The organism is Neobacillus sp. C211 (genome assembly GCF_051842875.1).
In the GTDB taxonomy this organism is placed as follows: Bacteria; Bacillota; Bacilli; order Bacillales; family Cytobacillaceae; genus Neobacillus.
In genome coordinates this window covers 21574-43605 of record NZ_JBPXRO010000007.1, presented here as the reverse complement: position 1 = coordinate 43605, position 22032 = coordinate 21574, and the positions used below count along the sequence as shown (strand labels likewise).

18 protein-coding genes, 2 pseudogenes and 1 riboswitch are annotated in these 22032 nt (G+C 40.9%); of the genes and pseudogenes, 6 read left to right on the top strand and 14 right to left on the bottom strand.

The genetic code is table 11. The features are described from left to right. Window positions 1-50 precede the first annotated feature (50 nt). Together ACSU6B_RS08740 and ACSU6B_RS08735 are read left to right on the top strand one after the other, a co-directional pair. On the top strand, window positions 51-269 hold the full coding sequence (locus tag ACSU6B_RS08740; protein WP_410884422.1) for a hypothetical protein: 219 nt from the start codon (window positions 51-53) through the stop codon (window positions 267-269). Window positions 270-316: 47 nt separating this feature from the next. Further along, window positions 317-701 (top strand): annotated as a pseudogene (locus ACSU6B_RS08735) (low temperature requirement protein A); the annotation flags it as partial. A 130-nt stretch (window positions 702-831) separates the two neighbouring features. Here the strand turns inward: ACSU6B_RS08735 and sdaAA are convergent. From sdaAA to ACSU6B_RS08710, 5 genes are all read right to left on the bottom strand, one after another. Next, window positions 832-1731 carry an L-serine ammonia-lyase, iron-sulfur-dependent, subunit alpha gene (gene sdaAA, locus ACSU6B_RS08730; protein ID WP_215003955.1) on the bottom strand — a complete coding sequence of 300 codons (900 nt, stop codon included), beginning with the start codon at window positions 1729-1731 and terminating at the stop codon, window positions 832-834. Window positions 1732-1786: 55 nt separating this feature from the next. Further along, window positions 1787-2446 (bottom strand): L-serine ammonia-lyase, iron-sulfur-dependent subunit beta, encoded by a 660-nt coding sequence (gene sdaAB, locus ACSU6B_RS08725; RefSeq protein WP_410884420.1) that lies wholly within the window; start codon window positions 2444-2446, stop codon window positions 1787-1789. Window positions 2447-2624: 178 nt separating this feature from the next. Next, window positions 2625-4022, bottom strand: coding sequence for an amino acid permease (locus ACSU6B_RS08720; RefSeq protein ID WP_410884418.1), 1398 nt, complete (start codon window positions 4020-4022; stop codon window positions 2625-2627). A gap of 167 nt (window positions 4023-4189) precedes the next feature. Then, on the bottom strand, window positions 4190-5170 hold the full coding sequence (locus tag ACSU6B_RS08715) for an L-threonine 3-dehydrogenase (protein WP_215003951.1): 981 nt from the start codon (window positions 5168-5170) through the stop codon (window positions 4190-4192). Window positions 5171-5250: 80 nt separating this feature from the next. Next, entirely contained in the window at window positions 5251-6441 is a 1191-nt protein-coding gene (locus ACSU6B_RS08710) for a glycine C-acetyltransferase (RefSeq protein ID WP_410884416.1), read from the bottom strand. 713 nt (window positions 6442-7154) lie between these two features. On the opposite strand from ACSU6B_RS08710, the gene ACSU6B_RS08705 reads away from it, so the two are divergent. Beyond that, on the top strand, window positions 7155-8561 hold the full coding sequence (locus ACSU6B_RS08705; protein ID WP_410884414.1) for a LysM peptidoglycan-binding domain-containing protein: 1407 nt from the start codon (window positions 7155-7157) through the stop codon (window positions 8559-8561). 711 nt (window positions 8562-9272) lie between these two features. On the opposite strand, the gene ACSU6B_RS08700 is transcribed toward ACSU6B_RS08705, so the two are convergent. Then, window positions 9273-10148, bottom strand: a complete 876-nt coding sequence (locus ACSU6B_RS08700) for an ROK family protein (protein WP_410884412.1) — start codon at window positions 10146-10148, stop codon at window positions 9273-9275. A 982-nt stretch (window positions 10149-11130) separates the two neighbouring features. Here ACSU6B_RS08700 and ACSU6B_RS08695 point away from each other — a divergent pair. The 3 genes from ACSU6B_RS08695 to ACSU6B_RS08685 all read left to right on the top strand — a co-directional run bounded on the left by ACSU6B_RS08695 (window position 11131) and on the right by ACSU6B_RS08685 (window position 14664). Beyond that, window positions 11131-11727 (top strand): DUF5317 domain-containing protein, encoded by a 597-nt coding sequence (locus ACSU6B_RS08695; RefSeq protein ID WP_410884410.1) that lies wholly within the window; start codon window positions 11131-11133, stop codon window positions 11725-11727. A gap of 169 nt (window positions 11728-11896) precedes the next feature. Beyond that, window positions 11897-13738, top strand: coding sequence for a bifunctional diguanylate cyclase/phosphohydrolase (locus tag ACSU6B_RS08690; protein WP_410884408.1), 1842 nt, complete (start codon window positions 11897-11899; stop codon window positions 13736-13738). 536 nt (window positions 13739-14274) lie between these two features. Further along, on the top strand, window positions 14275-14664 hold the full coding sequence (locus ACSU6B_RS08685; protein ID WP_410884406.1) for a VOC family protein: 390 nt from the start codon (window positions 14275-14277) through the stop codon (window positions 14662-14664). An 87-nt stretch (window positions 14665-14751) separates the two neighbouring features. Here ACSU6B_RS08685 and ACSU6B_RS08680 read toward each other — a convergent pair whose 3' ends face one another. The 8 genes and pseudogenes from ACSU6B_RS08680 to rbsK form a co-directional block, all read right to left on the bottom strand. Then, window positions 14752-15489, bottom strand: coding sequence for an energy-coupling factor transporter transmembrane component T family protein (locus ACSU6B_RS08680; protein ID WP_410884404.1), 738 nt, complete (start codon window positions 15487-15489; stop codon window positions 14752-14754). Then, window positions 15486-17057 carry an ABC transporter ATP-binding protein gene (locus ACSU6B_RS08675; RefSeq protein ID WP_410884402.1) on the bottom strand — a complete coding sequence of 524 codons (1572 nt, stop codon included), beginning with the start codon at window positions 17055-17057 and terminating at the stop codon, window positions 15486-15488. The genes ACSU6B_RS08680 and ACSU6B_RS08675 overlap by 4 nt, the downstream gene beginning before the upstream one ends. Further along, window positions 17035-17631, bottom strand: coding sequence for an ECF transporter S component (locus ACSU6B_RS08670; protein WP_410884400.1), 597 nt, complete (start codon window positions 17629-17631; stop codon window positions 17035-17037). Before ACSU6B_RS08670 ends, ACSU6B_RS08675 begins: the two co-directional genes overlap by 23 nt. Further along, window positions 17628-18314 carry a thiaminase II gene (gene tenA, locus ACSU6B_RS08665; protein ID WP_410884398.1) on the bottom strand — a complete coding sequence of 229 codons (687 nt, stop codon included), beginning with the start codon at window positions 18312-18314 and terminating at the stop codon, window positions 17628-17630. Before tenA ends, ACSU6B_RS08670 begins: the two co-directional genes overlap by 4 nt. Before the next feature lie 112 nt (window positions 18315-18426). After that, a riboswitch (TPP riboswitch) is annotated at window positions 18427-18530 on the bottom strand. 203 nt (window positions 18531-18733) lie between these two features. Continuing rightward, window positions 18734-19954 carry a benzoate/H(+) symporter BenE family transporter gene (locus ACSU6B_RS08660; RefSeq protein WP_410884396.1) on the bottom strand — a complete coding sequence of 407 codons (1221 nt, stop codon included), beginning with the start codon at window positions 19952-19954 and terminating at the stop codon, window positions 18734-18736. Window positions 19955-20288: 334 nt separating this feature from the next. Then, window positions 20289-20699 (bottom strand): annotated as a pseudogene (locus ACSU6B_RS08655) (substrate-binding domain-containing protein); the annotation flags it as partial. A 32-nt stretch (window positions 20700-20731) separates the two neighbouring features. Next, window positions 20732-21127: a D-ribose pyranase gene (gene rbsD / locus ACSU6B_RS08650; RefSeq protein ID WP_214997880.1), complete on the bottom strand. Its 396-nt coding sequence runs from the start codon at window positions 21125-21127 to the stop codon at window positions 20732-20734. Next, window positions 21124-22029, bottom strand: coding sequence for a ribokinase (rbsK, locus tag ACSU6B_RS08645; protein ID WP_410884394.1), 906 nt, complete (start codon window positions 22027-22029; stop codon window positions 21124-21126). The genes rbsD and rbsK overlap by 4 nt, the downstream gene beginning before the upstream one ends. Window positions 22030-22032: the final 3 nt, after the last annotated feature.

The window sequence follows — 22032 nt, the reverse complement described above, 5'->3', positions numbered from 1 at the left end:
ATACTTTCGCCTGGAAATGAATAAACATGTACAAGCGAAAGGGGATAAACATGGACAATCATGGCTTCTTTAATTTTGTACTCTATAAGTTATTAACTATTACGCTAGAGTTCATCTCCCTTTATCTCCTGATCCTATGGTCTGAATGGTTTGCGGAGAAAAAAGGCTATAACCTATTTGAAAGAGCGTGGTTAATCACCCTAATCTCCATGCCAATCTTAACTTTGATCCTTTGGACGATCATAATCGGAAGATTCCATTTGTTTTAATAAGTGGCCGAAGGAGTTGAAACTTTATGGAAGAAAAAAAAGTGACGTGGTTAGAACTTTTTTATGACTTGCTATTTGTCTTTTTTGATTCATGGATTCGATACGCTGTGTTATATGCAGGAATTATTGTCTATGTTATTGTGCCTGTTTTCGGACGCAAGTATTTGGTAAAAGCCCTGACCAATACGGCTCATTTATTAGAACGATTTGCTTTATTTTAGTTCTGTATTGCTCTATTTCATTTCAACTACCATTGTTTTTCATCAATACAGGTATGAACAACACCGTCTGAAAATTAATCATTTAGGGTTGTTTTTAGGGATTTTAGCAGCCTTTTTTATTATTAATTTGATCATGGTAGTTCCAAACATTGTCATAATAGGAGAATTAACTCTATTTTTTATCATCTATGCTAAATTTACAGCCACTTAATAAAATACAGACCCGGCTTGAAAAAGTATGCTAGTGATTTCAAAAGTTGTTCTTGAAGGCCGGGATGGACAACTCTTTTCATATACCAAAAATAAAGCTGCCTGGAATGACCGGCAGCTTTTTGAAGTAGTTATACTAAATAATCAATCAGTTTTACTTTAGGCTGGCCAAAGATTTCAGCTTCAAGCCTACGTCCGGTCGGGGTAGCCGCTAGTCCTCCTTCGGCTGTTTCCCTTAAAGAAGCCGGCATTGACTGTCCAATTGCATACATGGCTCCAATGACTTCGTCACATGGAATCCTGCTGGTTATCCCGGCAAGGGCCATATCAGCTGCTGTCAAAGCATTTGATGCACCCATTGCATTCCGTTTCACGCAAGGCACTTCAACGAGGCCGGCAACCGGATCGCAAACAAGACCCAGCATATTTTTCAAGGTGATGGCCATCGCTTCTGCTGATTGTTTAGGCGTACCGCCGGCCATTTCAACGATTGCGGCTGCTGCCATACCTGAAGCCGAACCTACCTCTGCCTGGCAACCGCCTGCAGCCCCTGAAATGGACGCATTGTTTGCAACGACAAATCCAAACGCCGCTGCCGTAAATAAAAATTCAATCATTTCCTGCCTAGTTGGATTGAGTTTATCCTTTACCGCAAATAATGTACCCGGGACAACCCCGGCCGAACCAGCAGTTGGCGTGGCACAAATGATGCCCATTGCTGCATTGACTTCATTCGTGGCAACCGCCTTGCTCACCGCATCCAACAGCAATGTGCCCGTAAGGGACTTTCCGCTCTGAATATAGTTTTGCAGCAATACTGCATCTCCGCCTGTGAGTCCTGTGCGTGATTTTACTCCATTTAAGCCCCGTTCGATGGCCTGTTCCATTACCGTCAGGTTCTGATCCATTTTGGCAATCACATCCTCACGGGAAAGGCCAGTAACTTCTATTTCCTGCCGAATCATAATTTCGGCTATTTTAACCTGTCGTTGTTCCGCCAGCGAAACAAGTTCAGCTACATTACGAAACATAGGATTTCCCCCTGCTGTCTTCTATTAATTTATGTTCGTGCCCGAAAACACCTATTTATACAACCATACGGATTACACTTATAACGTTATCCAGCTTTTGTACTCCGTTGATCACCTGGTCATCTAGCTTTTCATCGGATTCAATTACCATGATTGCCATGTCGCCTTTATCTTTCCTGGACACTTCCATATGACTGATGTTTATTTTATTTTGCGAAAGAATGGATGTTACAGAGCTGATTACTCCAAAACGGTCATTATGAATGACCAGTATTGCAGGGTCACCCGATAATTTTAGTTTGAACGAATTGATTTCAGTGATTTCAATGGTTCCTCCGCCAATGGATATGCCGATAATCTCCAACTCTTTATCTTCATCAAAAAGATTAATCTTTACTGTATTTGGATGTTCTGTAATGGCCTCTTCCTCTTGAAAGATGACCTCCATACCCAATTGTTCCGCTATATCCAATGAGTCGGGTATCCGCTCGTCGAACGTATCAAAATCCAATAAGCCCGCAACAAGAGCCAAGTCTGTTCCATGTCCTTTATACGTTTTTGCAAATGAGCCGTAAAGCGAGAGAACAGCCTTTTTCGGCTGGCCCTCGAATAGGGTCCGGGCAACGCGGCCAATCCGGACTGCACCAGCTGTATGTGAACTGGAAGGCCCAATCATAATTGGACCAATGATTTCAAATGCTGATCGATACTTCATTGTTTTCACCTGAGTTCTATAATTAAGATTCTCTACATAGATGTTCCGTTTGTTTTCTTAGCATGCAGCCAACAAGAAAAATAGGGACAATTTATGAAAACTGTCCCTATTTATTGATTCTTATATTAACAGCTTCCTTATACCCTTCCGTTTCTCCCACAATCAAACAGTCAGGAGTTTAAATCGCTTTCCTCTCTGTCAGATCCTCTTCTTGAAGATCCGCAGGAACACGCTTGTTAATTCCGAAAGCATAAAAGCTGATGACCACAATAGCCAAGAACACAATACCCGCAATCAGCGATACACGAGTGTCTTCATTGAACCACATACCGACAAGCACCGCTACCAGATAGGCAATTGTCACATAGTTAGTGACAGGCGCAAAAGGCATTTTGAATGGATGAGCCGCCATTTTTTCAGCATGGACTTTCCTGAACTTGATTTGGCTGATCAGAATGACAAACCAAGGAACCATCCCAGGAAGAACACTTGAAGCATAGACGTACACAAACAGTTTTTCAGGTGCAATATAACTTAAAACAACTCCAAAGCCAAGGCCGATTAGTACGCCAATTGTACCGAATAAAGGCACCCCATTACTTGAAACCTTCGCAAACGCTTTTGGAGCTTGTCCATTGACTCCAAGTGTATAAAGCATGCGCCCTGCGCTATAGATACCGCTGTTACAGCCAGACAATGCAGCAGTGATAACCACAAAGTTAATGATTCCAGCTGCAGCAGTAATACCGATTTTTGCAAAAGTTGCTACGAATGGGCTTCCGATCGCATGTAATTGATCCCAAGGATAAACTGTAACAATAACAAAAATTGCGCCAATATAGAAAACGAGGATACGCCAAATAGTACTTTGGATCGCGTTTCTAATTGTTTTCTGTGGATCCTTCGCTTCACCAGCTGTAATACCGATAAGCTCTACACCTTGATAAGCCCCAACAACAAGTGATAGGGCAAAGAGGAACCCTTTAAGTCCGCCAGTAAAGAAACCGCCATTTTTCCAGAGGTTTGATATGCCGATCGCATCTCCTCCGTTGCCAATGCCGAAGAAAATCAGGCCGAAACCTGCAATAATCATCAATACAATCGTAACTACTTTAATCAAAGCAAACCAAAATTCGAATTCACCAAATGATTTTACAGAAATAAAGTTAGCCGCCCCTAGAATAACCATTGCGATTAGGCCTGGAATCCAAGCAGGAAGATTTGGAAACCAATAATGCATATAAGTACCGATTGCGATAACTTCCGCCATACCGACAACTACCCACTGGAACCAGTTACTCCAGGCAGTCATATATCCCGCTATTGGATGGATATACTTATAGCCAAATGTTGCGAATGAACCTGTACTTGGTTCCATATAGAGCATTTCGCCCATGGCGCGCATAATCAAATATAGAAATATTCCTGTAATTCCATAAGCGAGCATTACGGATGGACCCGTCCAGCCTATCGTGCTGGAAGAACCCATAAATAGACCTACACCAATCGTTCCGCCCAACGCAATCATCTGAATATGGCGTGAACTTAAACCCCTATTCAATTCCTTGTTTGCCATTTAAATTTCCCCCTCTTTATTGTCAAATTTCTAATATACATGAAATAGTCCATCTGAAAAATACATTTGTCTTTTTTCCGCAGATGAATTATAATAGTTTTTATAGAAGAGAGCGCTTTCCTTTACCCCAGATTTCATAAAATAGTTTTGGGAAAGAAAGGTAATAATTAATAGGCTAGTGTAAGCTCCCTAAAGGGAATGCCTAATTTCTCTGATAGGTTTTCCAGCATATCTTTTGTCATACGGTCCAGGTTATATTGAGGATTGAAATCCCATTCCTCGCGTGCAGCAGATACATCAAGGCTATTTGGCCATGAGTCTGCGATGCCTTGGCGTACAGGGTCAACATTGTATGAGATTTCGAATTCAGGAATGAATTTTCTAATGGATGCAGCAATTTGTTCCGGCTCAAAGCTCATGGCTGTGATGTTAAATGCATTGCGGTGCTTCAATCTTGAAGGATCAGCCTCCATCAGTTGAATGATAGCATCGATCGCATCAGGCATATACATCATATCCATATAGGTTCCTTTGCCAATGAATGATACATATTTCTTATTCTTAAGTGCTTCATAGTAAATATCTACTGCGTAGTCGGTTGTTCCCCCGCCTGGAAGAGTCTTGTATGAAATCAGTCCAGGGAACCTTACTCCGCGTACGTCTACACCGTATTTTGTAAAATAGTAGTCGCAAAGCAATTCACCGGATACCTTTGTGACGCCATACATAGTAGCTGGCCTTTGTACCGTATCCTGGGGTGTCATTTCTGCCGGTGTTCCTGGTCCGAAAGCAGCGATGGAGCTCGGTATAAAGAGTTTCAGGTTTAGCTCACGTGAAACTTCAAGGGCGTTCATCAGGCCACCCATATTCAGGTCCCATGCGAATTTTGGCTTTGCTTCTCCTACTGCCGACAAAAGGGCTGCAAGATGCATGAGGGTATCAACTTCATATTTTTTGCAAAGGCCTAGCATTGCTTCGTAATCCATAACATCAAGTATTTCAAATGTACCACCCTCGATGACTGGATTGCCTTCGATATGGCGAATATCTGTTGCAACAACGTTTTCTGTTCCGTACATTACTCTGAGACGGTGTGTCAATTCCGAACCGATTTGGCCGAGACAGCCAGTAATAAGAATTTTTTTCATATGACGGGACCTCCAAAGGTTTATTTACCCTTATTTTACTGAAGCAAGAACATTTTTATCCTTGGTGAAATTGTAAACGTTTAAATAATAGACAATTCTTTACCTATTTTTCCATAGACTGCCAAAACCTCATCAAGCATTTCCTTGGTATGCGCAGCAGTAGGCATATTCCTAACCCTGCCTGTACCTCTAGGAACTGTTGGGAAGGTAATTGATTTTGCATAAACGCCTTCTTCCATCAGCCTGCGCGAAAATAATTGGGTCAGATCTTCTTTTCCTATGATGCATGGGGTAATTGGTGTTTCGGAATGTCCAATTTCGAAACCAAGGTTCTTTAAGCCTTCTTTTAGGTATCTTCCGTTTTCCCAAAGCTTTTCAACTTTTTCTGTCGATTCGGTCATGATATTGATAGCTTCGATACAGGCGGCAGCATCTCCCGGAGTCAATGAGGTTGAAAACAGGAATGGACGTGCACGGACTTTCAGCCAGTCAATCAGCTGCTCTGTACCTGCTACATATCCGCCTACGACGCCAATCGCTTTTGAAAGGGTCCCAATCTGTAAGTCAATTCGGTCTGAGAGGCCAAAATGCTTAACCGTACCAGCACCGTTACCCATTACACCAGAACCATGGGCATCATCTACATACGTGATTAACCCAAACTCATCAGCAATTTCGACGATTTCCGGAAGCTTTGCTACATCACCGTCCATTGAAAAAACTCCGTCTGTGATGTACATGACTTTTTCGTATAAACCGCTTTCAATTGTCTCTTTCGCTACTCGACGCAAATCGTCCATGTCCTGGTGCTTGACGCGGATAATTTTCGCTCCTGACAATCTGCATCCATCAATTATCGATGCATGGTTCAATTCATCCGAGAGAATGGCATCCTTCTTTGTCATCAGGGCTGAAATAGCACCCATATTGCAATTGAACCCGGATTGGAAGGCAATGGCAGCTTCGGTATGCTTGAACTTGGCAATTGTTTTCTCCAATTCATTATGGATTGTCAATGTACCATTGATTGTACGGACCGCTCCGGCCCCCAAACCATATTCCTCGATTGCTTCATGCGCTTTTTGCTTCATTCTTTCATTATTGGCAAGGCCAAGATAGTTATTGGATGACATATTGATTAATGATTTGCCATTGATGGTAACTATAGGGCCGTTTGGTCCTTCTACAGTATCAATGACATTGTAGAGGCCGTTTTCCCGCAACTCGTTCAGTTGGGGTGCTAAGAAATCCTTTAAAACCTTTTTTGCCAAAATAATTCCTCCTTTTAAAATTACCTCACTCAGTTTCTCACATAACATCTGCTCGTGTTGTTTCATTGGGATTTTATTGTTAAAATTTGCAAACGGTTTCAAATTGGTGCAAAAAAGCAATTGCCTCACGAAAATTACTCCCGAAATTTTTCAATCCTACTTTTGAACGCAAGATGTTATGCTTTGGAATTGAAAGTGGAATAATAGTCTCGTTTAGTTGATCCCCTGATCACCCGTATTAAAAATGCATAGATTCATATATTTCAATGTAATTCTATAATTATGTCGAAAAACTGTCAATACTATTACAAAAAACTAATCATTCAGACTAATGTGCTGCTATTAAAGAGACCTAGATTTATAAAGGGTTTTATTTATTAGCTTAGAAATTACTGCTTTTATTTTCCAAAAGAATGTTTCGTTTCCATGCTTTAAAAATAGTCGAGTCATTCTAATCCATTTTATCGATTTTTGTCCTTAATCCAATTTATCGTCAATGCGATTTTATTGTTCATTTCGTTTCTTTGAGGATCATACAAAAACTGCTAAAGAATAATAATAATAATAATTGGATTTCACTTATCCCCACTAATACTCGATGATTAGCTTTTTTACAAAAAAATCGAACTGTGCCCATAAATTTATATAGACAATTAACCCATTCCTTCTAACCCACATAAGTTATTATTGAAGTGAAACAGGAGGAGAGGTAGATGGTGATTCATGTGGTCCGGAGCGGTGAAACACTTTGGCAAATTGCTGCTCGCTACAAAGTAAATATGAATGGAATTGTTCAATCAAATGGGCTCCAAAACCCGAACCAGCTGTTAGTTGGGCAATCACTTGTAATCCCAGTCCCCGGGACATCACACATCATTAGATCGGGTGATACATTGTGGTCGATTTCACAACAATATGGGGTGGAAATTAACTCGATTATCCAGGCAAATCAACTCACAAATCCGTCTCTTTTATATCCAGGGGCAAAACTCATCATCCCTCCAAGGATACACGTGACTCAATCTGGGGAAACATTATGGCAAATTGCGAATCGTTACGGGGTGACAGTCCAAGCGATTATCGATGAAAATCAGATTCAAAATCCAAACCTCATTTATTCCGGTACACGATTAAGAATACCAATCAAGAAACCAACTATCGAAGTCAATTCCTATACCTATCAACCCGATCAAGCAGCGGCTGAAACGGTTAAGGAACTTAGCCATTTGCTCACGTATATCAGTCCATTTGCTTACCTAATCAATGAAAATGGGGATTTCACTCCTGCTCATGATGAGTTAACCCTACAAGCAGCAAAGACCAGTAATGTCACACCGATGATGTCGATTACAAACTTTACTTCAACTGCAGCTGGATCAAACGTGGCTCATACCCTTTTATCTAGTCCAGAATTACGCGAAAAAGTACTGACAAATATGCTTCGGATTATGGATGAAAAAGGTTATAAGGGCGTAAACATTGATTTTGAAAATGTATTACCAGCCGACCGCGAAAATTACAATCTATTCCTCCAACTAACCGTGAACCGTCTTCATCCGCGAGGATATTTTGTCTCAACGGCGGTTGCACCCAAACAAAGTGCGACACAAGCGGGTCTGCTGTATGAAGCACATGATTATGAAGCACATGGTAGGATTGTAGACTTTGTCGTACTGATGACCTATGAATGGGGATACAGGCTTGGACCGCCACAGGCGATCTCTCCTATCAACCAAATGAGACGTGTCGTGGAATACGCGCGGACCGTTATGCCGGCAGAAAAAATATTCTTAGGGTTCCAAATTTATGCCCGTGATTGGCTCCTTCCACATGTTAAAGGACAAGAAGCAGAAACATTTAGTACACAAGAAGCGATTGCGCGTGCAGTAAAATACGGGGCATCGATTCAATATGATGACACCACCCAATCACCATTTTTCCGTTACGTCGATGAAAAAGGCCGTGGCCATGAAGTATGGTTTGAAGATGCCCGCAGCGCCCAAGCCAAGTTCGACTTGGCTAAGGAATTTAATCTCCGCGGAATTAGTTACTGGGCATTAGGCTATCCATATCCGTCGAACTGGACGTTGTTAGCTGATAATTTCAGTATAAAAAAATGAGTTTTTTGAACAATCAGTTCTAGCATGGACTGATTGTTCATAAGTGAATATTTCCGAGTTAGGGCTGATTACTGAAATATTCTCCAAAGAAAAGCCCACCGTAACACCTGTTCGTTCCATTCTTTTCACAACTACTAAAAAAAATTAAATTAACACTCCACATAAAAAGGATGTAGTTTTTCGTTTAAACAATACTCGATTCTTTGCCTTAAATTATTCCAAGTGACCATTTCCAATACAAATTAATTGTTGAAAAACGACCTAAAAATAGAAGATAAATAGCCTTTGAACAATTATTGTCTATAAACGACAGCCAATCGACGTCATTCCATATATGCTATACTAATCAAACGTTTGGTTGAAACAGCTGTAAGTACGGTTCTATAGGTATTTTCCCTGTAAAAGGTGAGTGGATATTGTCGAGATTCGCAAAATCATTCCGCAGGAAATAACCCACCTTCCCACAAAATCTGATTGGTTTCTCTTAAACTTCCATCATTCTATTAATTTCCCGCCTTTTCTCTACTACACCAACGTTTAATTAAAGGTGGTGTTACCCCTCAAATACCTGAAAGGAATGTAGAAAAATGGCTTCATCATTTACTCACTCTCTATTTCAAGGCGTCCAGCCACTCTTCGTTAAGACCGGGAATTTATGAAAAAATAAAAAACGTAATAGATCACCTATTACGCTTTTTATTAGGATGAAGTTTATTTTTCAAGTCCGGCTTGAAGTAATGCTCGATGGGCAAGCAGAAGGGACCCCGTGATCCCGGCATTATCCCCTAGACCAGGACTCACAATATAGCTAGAAAGCTCCGGTAAGGTGATATAATCGTTCAATAATTCCGGCAGGTACTTATAGATAGACGTGAATACCTGCTTTTGGTTCATGACGCCGCCGCCAAGAATAATTTTTTTAGGAGAGAGAACCAGTATATATTGCATAAGTGCCTGTGCAATATAGTACCCTTCCATTTCCCAAACTTCGGAACGCTCCACCAGATGGATTCCTTTTTCACCCCACCGTTCTTCAATCGCGGGTCCAGCCGCCAGACCTTCCAGGCAATCAGCGTGGTATGGGCATTTGCCTTTGTATTCATCATTCGGATGACGTCTTACAAGAATGTGACCCATTTCAGGATGTGACCAACCCTGCAAGAGTTCCCCCTGTACAATCGCACCTGCTCCAATGCCAGTCCCAACAGTGATGTAAAGGCAGCTATCCAGGCCTTTTGCAGCACCCAGAACAGACTCACCCAATGCAGCAGCATTTACATCCGTATTGAATCCGACTGGAACCGAAAAAGCCTCTTTGAACGTGTCAACAAATGGGAAGTCCCTCCATGCTGTTTTCGGTGTCGTGGTAATCATTCCATAAGTTGGACTTTCCTGGTTCACATCAATCGGCCCAAACGAGCCAATTCCGATGGCTTGGATAGGATATTTTTTAAAAAATTCAATCACCCCAGGAATGGTCTCTTCAGGTACGGTAGTAGGAATCTGAAACCGCTCCAGAATCTTACCCGATTCATCCCCTACTGCACAAACAAATTTTGTTCCTCCTGCTTCAATGGCACCTAACATGTAAACTTCCTCCAATTGGCATTATTTTAAATGTCTTTTTGATATATTTAAAAATAGCACAAAATTGAAGAATGGAGAAACCCGTTAGAACAAAATTAATTCACCGCATAAACTCATGTTATCGGCGAAAGTGCTCAAAAAACTATATTACTAAAATGAAATGAGCACCACACTACCTGTTAGTGGTTAAGAACCTCTCTATGTAACCGGACTCTTCCTTTTTCCTCCTTCACGGTCACTTAGAACCTCTCTTTACGACCAACTTCTCTCTTTTTTCGCCTTCATGGTCGTTTACAGCCTCTTGAGTACTAGTTCTCGCTCTCCTCAAAACTCCTCTCCATTTCCGCCCGCCCGTTGATTATTTACTCCCAATCCATCCGATTAAATGACAAACCTCGCTTATTTCCGCCAAGTTTCCCTTTCAATCAAACGTTTGGTTGAAACAACTGCAAGTACTAACCTATAAGGATTTCCTCTGCTAATGCAGGCGGGAAATTGTCGGTTTACGCGGGATCATTCCGCAGGAAATAACCATTATTTCCACAAAAACAGGCGGATTTCGCTTGAACTTACATCATTCTATTAATCCCCCCCTTTTTCCCTACTACATAAACGTTTGATTAAAAGTGGGTTCAGCACCTGCCATTCCTGGATTTATTTCTCTAAATGGCTGAAAAGTATGTCGAGAACTGTCTTTAATAACACCTCTTTTCTGGAGATTACTAATGAACAGCTGAGCACTCCACATAAAAAAAGCTATTCTATTAAGCTACCAGTCGGTTTATTACATGGGACAATCCCATGTAATAAGAGTATCCTTGTCAAGACATAAGAATATATACAAATTCGACACAAAACCAAGCAACATCCCCTTGCATTCGACGAATATCTTTGATTATATTATTGTGGGAATATTTTTTTTTTGTGGAATTTTTGAACTTCTTCTATTAGTTATATATTCTGGCATAGGCAGGTAACAACTATGGTTTTTGACGGCATCATTATTTCGTTTATAGTAGGGTTTCTACGAAAAGGGAATCTAAGAGCACTAGCACAGTTGAAGCTAAAGTGGGGATGGATCTTTCCTCTCCTATTGGTTGTTGAACTAGCCGTTTTTATGCTTCAAAACGATTACAAATTTCTGGGACAGGTAAGCGGATACATCTACATTGTGGTATATGTACTCGGTTTGCTGTTTTTATTTATGAACCGCAAAAACCCAGGATTTACTCTCATTCTTATTGGTGTATTTCTCAATTTTTTAGTCATGGTGATCAACGGCGGAAGAATGCCGGTTTCATTGGAAGCAGCTGCTGTTTTAGATTCTGAATATATCGAAGTCCTTAAAGAAAGCCTATACGCCAAGCATACGATGCTAACATCTTCTACGTATCTTGGATTTTTGGGCGATGTTATTCCCATCACAGACCCCTATCCACGAACACAAATCATCAGTATCGGTGATATCGTTATGAATATTGGTATCTTCTTTTTCATCCAACATCTCATGGTTCATCATCCAGTCGCCAAAAAGAGTGAATACACACCCGTCTCCTTTAGAGGAGGTGAAAAAAAATGAAAAATGAACAAAAAAAAGGCATTAAATTAACTGGAATTCTTTTCAATGCAATCATTATCGGTTCAATTATTATTGCTTTAACATCTGGATATAAATTAGTATAAGAGTAGAATGGTAGGGAGAAGTAACTTTTTTACTTCTCCTAAATTTATTTATGAGAGTGATGAGTATGCGTATTTTAAAGACACCTGCAAATATATATCTTTTCTTAATTTCAGTCTTAGGCATTTTGTTTTTTACTTTCTCAATTAAAATCCCACAGTACTCTCAAATGGATTGGATTGTTATTTTTGCTTTTTCCGGTTCCATCTTATTGCTTAATTACTACACCGTACTGATTCCTCCAAAGGGTAATTCCCTTTCCATGGATTCTTCTATTTATCTAGCAAGTCTTTTTTTGTTTGGATTAAATACATCATTACTTGTTTTATTCATACATTCCATTGTATTTGCTTTATTCCAGCGGAAAATCGCTTGGTGGAAACATGTGTTTAACTTCTCTGTTTATTCTTTAATGATTAATAGTGCCTATTATGTTTATATATATACAAATGGCATCACTGGACCGATCAGTGTTGATAACATTTTTTCCTATTTACTTTCTTTTTGCACTTATTTTGCACTAAATCTACTATTAGTTGGGATCTATTTCATATTGGTAACATCTGAAAACATCGTAAACTTTTTTAAGGAAATTATTGAAGAGACAGCTGCCACATATATTATCACACTTGTACTTTCATTAGTCCTAGTCATATTAATGAAACCCGACGAATTATTCGGTCTGTCTCTATTCACCTGTATTGCCTTTTTATTATCATTAGCATTTAAACAGTATTTTAATTTATATAAAGAGATTTCCGAGAAAGCCAACAAAGACACCCTGACCGGTCTCAATAACCACGGTTACTTTAAAGAAATTTTGGAAAAAGAAGTAGCGATCGCAAAGGAAACGGATCAGCCTTTAAGTGTGGTCATCCTTGATATCGATGATTTTAAAAAATTTAATGATTTGTACGGGCATATTCAAGGCGATCATCTGCTCCAGGAATTTGGTGGCATTTTGAAAACCGAGTCCGACGCGGCAAATTTTATCGTTGCACGCTATGGCGGCGAAGAATTTTCGATCATCATGCCCAACACCGATCGCAAAACTGCTTATTCGTTCATGAATGAATTACGGAAGAAAGTAAATGACACCTACTATAATGGGGTGGAACGTCTCCCCTACGGCTGCTTGTCCTTTTCATCTGGGATTGCCGAATGTGAAAAGGAGACCTACAATATTTCTGAACTTCTGAACAGAGCAGACCAAGCCATGTATGCGGCGAAGAACCAAGGGAAAAATCTTGTCCAAATTTATAATGGGCTTTCCGAATATTCCGTTCATCGCTCGCTTTCACTTGAAAAAGAGTTGGAGGAAGCGGAGTTTCAATTAAAGATCTTCCTCTCAAAAGATGTCTATACCTATCGCCACAGTAAACGGGTCTACCAATATGCGGTTGATTTTTCACGGATGCTTAACTTAAGTGTTCATGAACGCAAAACGCTGATTCTTGGAGCTCTTGTCCATGACATTGGAAAAATAGAAATCCCGCGGGAGATTTTAAATAAAAAAGGAAAGCTTGAGCCTCATGAATGGGAATTGATGAAGAAGCACGTAACCTATGGAAAAGAGGTCATTTCAACGAATAAGAAATTAGAAGACTTGATTCCGCTAGTTGAACTCCATCATGAGCGCTATGATGGGAACGGCTATCCATATGGCTTAGCAGGAAAATCGATTCCAAAGCTGGCGCGAATTCTCTGCGTGATCGATTCCTTTGACGCAATGACAACCGAGCGTCCTTATCAAAAAACAAAAACCTTCCATGAAGCAATCGCTGAATTGCGCAACTGCTCTGGAAAACAATTCGATCCTCAATTCATTGAACCGTTTATAGCGATGATCAAGGAGTTTGATCACTCCGGGGATGAACGGAAAAAAGAGCTTGTCACAGTGAATGTCTAATACCTTGGGTTTGTTCGAAAAAAACACCATGCTGCCACAACTCAACTAGTTAACTGCAATCCTCTTCCTTTGTGGGAAGAGGATTTTTTATGGGTTTCATATTTGACATTTTCCAAGAGATCCCATCTCATGGATTAAGTTTCCTCTCTTTGATTCTACAAAACTCTCCAAATTGTCCTTCGGCCGCTTGCCGATGGACAAAACTCTTCCTAGACACCCGTAAAATGTCCTTCGGACGGGTTCCGATGGACAAAACTCTCCTTAGACACCCCGTAAAATGTCTTTCGGACGGGTTCCGATGGACAAAACTCTCCTTGAACACCCATAAAATGTCCTTCGGACGGGTTCCGATGGACAAAACTCTCCTTGGACACCCATAAAATGTCTTTCGGACGGGTTCCGATGGACAAAACTCTCCTTGGACACCCGTAAAATGTCTTTCGGACGGGTTCCGATGGACAAAACTCTCCTTGGACACATGTGAATCACATATCTGTGTTATTATTGAACTAAATTTATGAGGGGAGATGACTGCGGTGATCCAATATAAAGAACTCCACCATGTTAGTCTAACGGTTACTGATTTAGAACGTGCCAAGCATTTTTATAGCAGCATCTTATGTTTAAAAGAAATAAAACGTCCTAATTTTGATTTTCCTGGTGCCTGGTACGAAGTTGAGGGACAACAGCTCCATCTAATCGTTCTTCCTACATCACAAACGATTCGCCAAGATAAACGCCTGAGCAGCAGGGAAGGCCATTTTGCACTAAGAGTGAAGGATTACATAGAGACGCTGAATTGGTTGAAAAGTAAGGATGTTGAACTGTTAGAGAAACCTAATGGCATGAGCGGTTTTGCGCAAATATTCTGTGCGGACCCTGATGGGAATCTAATTGAACTAAACGTCGATCAAAAAGACCTTTAGGAATGCCGGCAGCTTACGAACCTTCCAAAGTAAAAAGGAGAAGTGCGCTAACACTTCTCCCCTCTAACAGCCTATCAACTTCCCTATTCATCCAATAAAAATAATAATCCCCAATCCAACAATTACCAAAGAAAGTAAATAGATCAAGTCTCTCGATATTATTTTAGTTGTTTGATAATACGTTCTGTCTCTTGTACCCGTAAATCCACGCGCTTCCATTGCGATTGCCATTCGTTCTGATTTCCTAATTCCTTGAGTAAACAGCGGTAAAGAGTACCTCATAAAAGCTTTCCAGCTATTTTTCTGCTTGTAACCTCTGACTTTATGAGCCGTCTTCATTTGGTTTAGTTCAGATTGGAATAGTGGAATAAAGCGGAACCCCGCTAATAGCCCATACGCCCATTTAGGTGAAAGTTTACATTGATGAATTAAACTCATGATGAACAAGGTGATGTCTGTGGTAGAGGTGAATAATAATCCATACGTAACAAACGCTAACATCCGCAAACCGATCGTTAAGCCATGATTCATGCTCTCTTGAGTAATATGGAACCATGCCCATTTCCATATCGTTTCTTCTCCTTCTCCAAACGCCGCCATCATCCAAAATACAAGAATAAAAAAACCTAAATAAGGCAGAAGCCTTTTCAGAAGGTAAGTCATTCTCCATCCGCCTAAAAAAATACCGATCAATACAGCAAGTAACCAGATCAAAAAAGTCACCTTTGGATTGGAGATCGCCATTAAAAGAAACATCACAATCAAATGGGAGAGCAGTTTACATGCAGGATTAAGAGTAGCCAGGAATGAATCGTTTGCCTTCATACAAAAACCCCCTCTTTTCTTGCATGCATCAACTGGTAATGGAGGGGTGGAAGTAACGCACTGTCACGGAAATTACTCGGATTTGAGAATAACCCATAGGGGGTCCCTTGATAGGTTACACTTCCCTTGTTGAAGAGGATAACCTGATCAGAATAATCATCCACTAAATCCATATCGTGGGTGACCATGACAATCGTTGTTCCCTGGTCCTGCCGCTCCTTTAAGCGTTGAATCAGTTCGTTCGCTGTTTTTTCATCCTGACCAAATGTTGGTTCATCAAGCAATAATAAATCTTGATCAAACAATAACATCGTCGCCACACTTAACCGCCGTTTTTGTCCTAAACTTAGGGTAAACGGATGAGCATTTTTATGCGATTCCAATCCAAACTCCTCTAACAATTGGTTGGTCTTGGTATGAATCAGCTCTTCGGGCCAATTTCGTTGCCGGCCGCCAAAGGCAACTTCCTCAAAGACAGTATCCGTAATGAATTGAAGTTCTGGATTTTGAAAAACAAAGCCAGCTTTTTCATATAATTCTCGTTCGGACCATTTTTTTAGCTCCGTATTTTGAAAGAGAATTTTCCCCTTTTTAATCGGCTCCAATCGGATCAGACTTTTTAAAAAGGTACTTTTCCCACTTCCATTTTCTCCGACGATGGAAATCCATTCCCCTTTATGAATTTTTATATCAATATCGCTCACGATGGTCTTCTTCCCATAGCCAATTTCAACATGTTCGGTGCGTAGTAAAATCTCGCCATCCTTGAGCGGTTTGGTTTTTTTCAGATTAGCAAGTTTAATAGAAAGAGGATGCGCGTTATTTCGAACCACTTCCTCCCACTTTTCTGGAAACAACTTAGGGCGCCAAATGCCCGCTTCTTTCATTTCATTTTTAAAATTCAGGAGCATTTCTTTCGGCTGACCATCCCCGATAATACTTCCATTCTCATTTAGGATAATGACTCGATCCATCCATTCGATGCATCCGTCTAGGACATGTTCGACAAATACCATCGTATGGTTTGTCTTTTGGGCTAATTGATTCAATAAAACAAATATCTCATTCCGGCCAGCAGGGTCTAGCTGGGCTGTTGGTTCATCAAAGAAGATGACTTCTGGTTCTAATGCCAGTAAACAAGCTAACGCCAATCGTTGTTTCATCCCACCTGAAAGGGTTTCAATGGGTGTTTTCTTATCGACCATCAGCCCTGCTTTATCCATTAACTCTGAAATCATTTGGTCCATTTCGTTTCGCGGAATCGATCGGTTTTCGAGACTGAACGCAATTTCTTCATCGACATGGAGCATGCAAAATTGCGAATCAGGATCTTGAAACATAACACCTGCATCTTTCCTGCAGAATACTTCACCACTTACCTCTGCCTCCAAATGCTCAGGGATAATACCTGAAAGAGCGGAAATCAACGTCGATTTCCCGCTCCCACTAGGCCCTAATATTAATACTTTTTCGCCTTGATTGATGGATAAAGTAATATGACTGAGTATTTTTTCAGAGCGATTATAAAAGCGAATCGAAAGATCCTTACATCCCAGAAATATGTCCATCGACGTTTTCCCTTTTCCTTTTTTCCTTCATCAGTTCATATTGTTCTAACACACCTGTTTTTGCGAGTGCGTCTACAATGACCTTCGCTAACAATCCACCGAGAATCATTCCGCTGATGACATGAATTCCTAATGTTGTAAAAAATACTTCCTTCGTGTAATATCCAAAACCGTTGGCGATTAAGTTATAAATCATGCTGCCTAGCGCTGCAAAAGCTCCAGATAGCATTAAAGTAAATAGATTGTAGCGTTTATATCCGAATATTGCGAATGCGATTTCTGCACCAATCCCTTGAAAGACACCTACTAAAAGGGCCGACAAACCAAAATGACTTCCGGTTAATAACTCTACTGCGGCCGCTGCAATCTCAGCAATAAGCGCTGCTCCCGGTTTGCGGATAATATACGCGACGATTGGACTAGCAATCACCCAAATTCCAAACATAAAACCTGCACCCACCGGCCCGACAAGAGCGGAAATAGGAATCCACAGCGTCGACCATCCTAAATAGATTACTCCACAAGCGACCGCTAGAATCACAGCAAGAACGACTTCTTTCATCTTCCAAGTCATCGTTTCACTACCTCCATTTTCACAGGCCATTCTTCGAGTTTATAAGCCATATCCCAAAACATATATTCCAACTGACAACTGATTAAGAAATGATCCTTCATTTTTTCCTTCTCTCTCTCTGTTGCTGTCATTGCCCACTCATCAAGACGGGCACAAAATTTCGTGGTAATCGAATCGGTACGATTTCCATAAAAACTGATCCAATCATAAAAAGGATGTGAGCGATCAGGATTAACCTCCGTTAATAATCTTTTCCCAATTTCCCAATACGTCCACGGACATGGCAACAACACAGCTAAAATTTCCCCTAATGTACCTTCGTGCGCAACGGTTAGCATATGACGCGTGTAATGAAGAGCCGAGGGAGATAACGGATATCCATGTAATTCCTCGTAGGGAACACCAGCTACTTGACAAAAGTTATTATGAGGATGGATTTCACTGTTTAAGATAAAAGAAATCTGCGTATTAAACATATCCATTTCTTCACGATTCTCACACTTGGAAACCGCTATTCCATAGATGCGCATAAACGAATTCAAATATTCAAAGTCCTGTTTAACATAATGAATCAATTGTTCCTTTTGTAAATCCCCATTGGCGATTCCTTGCACAAACGGATGTTCAAAAATCGCCTCGAAAATAGGATCTGCTTCTTTTCTTAATTCTGCTGTAAAACTCATAAAATTTTGCCCCCTTATTGGTTTTAATGGAAAGACTCTAGAAAAGGCGACTGAATTTTCAAACACGAAAAAACCGCCCCAAAAATGGAGCGGCTGAATAATTATATCTATCCATACACGAACTCCACTTTCCTACGCTAGTATGAACTAGATCAGGTTCAAAGGGTCCAAGATAACTCCTGTCTCAGCCATAAAATGGCTCCCCTAGTGGTCTTCCTATTAATTTAACCTTCACTCTACACTCGATGGTTAATCTTGTCAATCAATTAATATCCAGCAAATGTCGTAAGCTTCCGGAAATTTATATAGATTCGCTGATAACTAGTGAAATTAGTTTACGGTAAAAAAAGGAGAAGTGCACTAACACTTCTCCCCTCTAACAACCTACCAATCTACGAGAGCGTGAGAGGTACAAAATTTTACGCTTCCACCGTCTTCGCAATAATGGCTCCAACAACCAGCCCCCATACAGGTGCACTTATATGGAAAAATGATACATTGGATAATGCGATGAGGAACGCAAATAGGGCACTTAAACGATATTTATTTGCGGAGAAACCCAGCTGCAAACTAGATAGAAGGACGCCGATTAGCGCAAACCCTGCTAGCATCGATACAAAAGCGTGGGGTAACGATTGGATAAATGGAACGATTTTCCAAGCAAAAACACCAAACAATAATGTCAAAATCCCTGATACCACTGCCGCCATATACCGCTTTGATTTTACCCCTGCATCCGAACTAGAACAGATGGCGGTCATCATGCCAGCAATATTCGCACTTTGCCCCCCGAAAAAACTGGCAATAATCGAAAACACTCCACTAAAAGAAACAATTTTTCGAATGGGCGGTTCAAAATCCGAGCTTTCTAGTGCGCCGATTCCAGGTGCCACATCATTACTTAAGATTAACATGGCCAGAGGCAGACCTAATGTGACCATCCCCATCCAGGTAAATTCCGGCAATTGTATGGATGGTAGGAAAAAGGCAATCTCCTTAGATGAGCTATGTAGATCTTGGGTTAAAAACAAAGTAATAAAAGCGACAACCACTGCGACCATAACGGCCGGGATCCGTTTTGAGATTTTCGTACTGATAAAAAAACTAAGCAAGGCTGCCCCACCAACTATTGGTAACGCCTTAACGTCTTGGACAAGCTGAACAACATAATTGGTGACCAGGCCTGCCAGCATGGCTGCAATGACCTCTTTCGGAACCCATTTAATAATTTTAGTAAAAAGTCCTGACAACCCAATCAGCAAAATCAACAGCCCCGATATCACATACCCGCCAATTAGCTGGGGATAAGTAAAATGTGCTGTCACTGTCGCTAAAAAAGCAACCCCCGAAATCGAGTGAGCTCCGGTAATGGGAATTCTAAATAACAGAGGCATAACAATCCCTAACAACCCTCCAAAGAAATAGACGGCAAACATCCAATTGATGGTTTGCTGATTAGAGAAATGCCCTGCCGCTGCTGCCTGCAGAATGATTAACGCTGGACCTGTCATGACTAAAGTACTAGAAATCAATCCAGAAGATACGTTTTGAGTCGTTAGATCTTGAAAAATTGATTTCCTTTTATTTTCACGTAATAGTTCAATTGCTTGCTCTCTAATTAATCTATTTGGCTGCCCCATTTTTTCTCCTCATACCCTTCTTCAAATAAACGACTTTTATTGTTAGTTTAGACAACCTTCTACAAAATGTATAGGACAAAGGCAATCTTCGACAACCGTTAATATTATTAAAAACTCACTGGCAGCCCTTATCATAACAAAAGGGATGGGGAATAAACTAGAGGAAAAAATAGCTTAAAAAAGGGAAAAGGTGCATTCTCGCCGGTTCTCGGGACTACACCTTTTTCTTTTAGCCTTTAAACTCCACTGGCATCATACCCTTCAACTAAACTAAAAAAGGAGAAGTGCGCTAACACACTTCTCCCCACCAATCTCTATCAATCTCCGAAAAAAATTACTTCTTAATCAATTCTAACGATACTGGAACAAACTTATCTACAGATTCTTTCTTAAATACTTTCATTGCTGTTTGTACACCTTTTTGGCCAATTTCAGCTGGCTTTTGCGCTACAGTTGCTGCCATTTTTCCGTCATGGACTGCTTTCACTGCGTCTTCCGTTGCATCAAAACCAACAACAATGACATCTTTCATTCCAGCTGCATCAAGTGCTTGAAGAGCTCCTAACGCCATTTCATCGTTGTGGGCAAACACGGCTTGGATATCTTTGTTGCCTTGAAGAATATTTTCCATTACTGTTAATCCTTTAGCCCGGTCAAAATCTGCTGCTTGCTTGGCAACCACTTGGATATCAGCCACTGCATCAATGGCTTTGTGGAACCCTTCGCCGCGTTCACGTGCTGCAGCCCTTCATTTCGATGATAGGTGTGAGGCTCATATTAGAAAATCACTCCTGCGTGTAAAATGATATTGGCATAGGGAGTTGCTTCACCGGTGCGAATTACCGCTTTGGCATTCTTCGTTAACGCCTTTAGTTCTTCATGGGTAAGATAGGCAATTGGAACACCATTTACTAGATTCGTAACCTGTGCCTCTACTTCTGGATTCTGATCTTTGATTTCATGAGCAAGGGTTACTTTTTCCACCGCCATATCCGCTAAGATCACTTCCAGTGTTTCTATAAACGATGGGGTCCCTAGGCTAAGAGCAAGATCAATTCGGATCGTTTCTTCCGGGATTGGCAGGCCGCAATCTGCAATCACGATCGTATCCGTATGACCAAGCCTTGAAAGGACTTCGGAAATGTGACTATTTAATATGCCGTATTTCTTCATAATTCTTCCTTCCTTTCCCGTAAAAACGTCCGAACCTCTTCCATCGTCGGCATGCCGCCTTGGGCACCAAGCTTGGTAACCGAAAGGGCCGCAACCGCTGACGCAAACTGGCAGGCCTCCGCCAAAGACGCCCCTTGACTGATCGAATACGCGAATCCTCCATTAAAAGAATCCCCAGCACCCGTCGTATCGACAACATCTACTTTAAAACTAGGAATCTCCACTTTTTCCTCTTGAAAAAAAGTAATCCCCTTTGAACCTCTGGTAGTAATACATTTCTTTAACATTGCTTGCCGTTCTTGCTCCGTCCATTCGACCAAATCAAAGAGTAATTGTTGTTCATACTCATTCGGAGTAAGATAATCGACCTTTTCTAGCAATTCCTTCGGAAGCGGCTGAATCGGTGCAGGATTCAAAATCACCTTTACCTGATGCTTGTGGGCAAGCTCGACTGCTTTTTCGACACTTTCAAGTGGTATTTCGAGTTGAAGCAACAAAATATCACTTTTTGCAATCACGTCCTCAAACGATGCCACAAATGCTGGTGTCACATGATAATTCGCACCTGGAATCACAATAATCTGATTCTCTCCATTCGAGATGGTAATCGCGGCGATTCCTGTTGAGGAATCTGTAACCGGTTCCACATTATAAACATTGACACCCTGTTCTTTCAAATGCTTCAATAGGTTCTGGCCAAATAAATCCTTGCCGACACAGCCAATCATCGTCACATCCGCGCCTAACCTTGCAACGGCCACGGCCTGATTAGCGCCCTTTCCTCCAGGAATCGTATGAAAGGATTCCCCCATCAACGTCTCTCCAAGAATCGGTACTCGATTGGTACTCGTCACTAAATCCATATTGATACTGCCAATGACAGTTATTTTTCTATTTTTCAAATG

Coding starts and splice junctions, on each gene's coding strand:
- ACSU6B_RS08740 (WP_410884422.1), top strand. CDS start 51: ATGGACAATCATGGCTTCTTTAATTTTGTACTCTATAAGTTATTAACT.
- sdaAA (WP_215003955.1), bottom strand. CDS start 1,731: ATGTTTCGTAATGTAGCTGAACTTGTTTCGCTGGCGGAACAACGACAG.
- sdaAB (WP_410884420.1), bottom strand. CDS start 2,446: ATGAAGTATCGATCAGCATTTGAAATCATTGGTCCAATTATGATTGGG.
- ACSU6B_RS08720 (WP_410884418.1), bottom strand. CDS start 4,022: ATGGCAAACAAGGAATTGAATAGGGGTTTAAGTTCACGCCATATTCAG.
- ACSU6B_RS08715 (WP_215003951.1), bottom strand. CDS start 5,170: ATGAAAAAAATTCTTATTACTGGCTGTCTCGGCCAAATCGGTTCGGAA.
- ACSU6B_RS08705 (WP_410884414.1), top strand. CDS start 7,155: ATGGTGATTCATGTGGTCCGGAGCGGTGAAACACTTTGGCAAATTGCT.
- ACSU6B_RS08700 (WP_410884412.1), bottom strand. CDS start 10,148: ATGTTAGGTGCCATTGAAGCAGGAGGAACAAAATTTGTTTGTGCAGTA.
- ACSU6B_RS08695 (WP_410884410.1), top strand. CDS start 11,131: ATGGTTTTTGACGGCATCATTATTTCGTTTATAGTAGGGTTTCTACGA.
- ACSU6B_RS08690 (WP_410884408.1), top strand. CDS start 11,897: ATGCGTATTTTAAAGACACCTGCAAATATATATCTTTTCTTAATTTCA.
- ACSU6B_RS08680 (WP_410884404.1), bottom strand. CDS start 15,489: ATGAAGGCAAACGATTCATTCCTGGCTACTCTTAATCCTGCATGTAAA.
- ACSU6B_RS08675 (WP_410884402.1), bottom strand. CDS start 17,057: ATGGACATATTTCTGGGATGTAAGGATCTTTCGATTCGCTTTTATAAT.
- ACSU6B_RS08670 (WP_410884400.1), bottom strand. CDS start 17,631: ATGACTTGGAAGATGAAAGAAGTCGTTCTTGCTGTGATTCTAGCGGTC.
- tenA (WP_410884398.1), bottom strand. CDS start 18,314: ATGAGTTTTACAGCAGAATTAAGAAAAGAAGCAGATCCTATTTTCGAG.
- ACSU6B_RS08660 (WP_410884396.1), bottom strand. CDS start 19,954: ATGGGGCAGCCAAATAGATTAATTAGAGAGCAAGCAATTGAACTATTA.
- rbsD (WP_214997880.1), bottom strand. CDS start 21,127: ATGAAGAAATACGGCATATTAAATAGTCACATTTCCGAAGTCCTTTCA.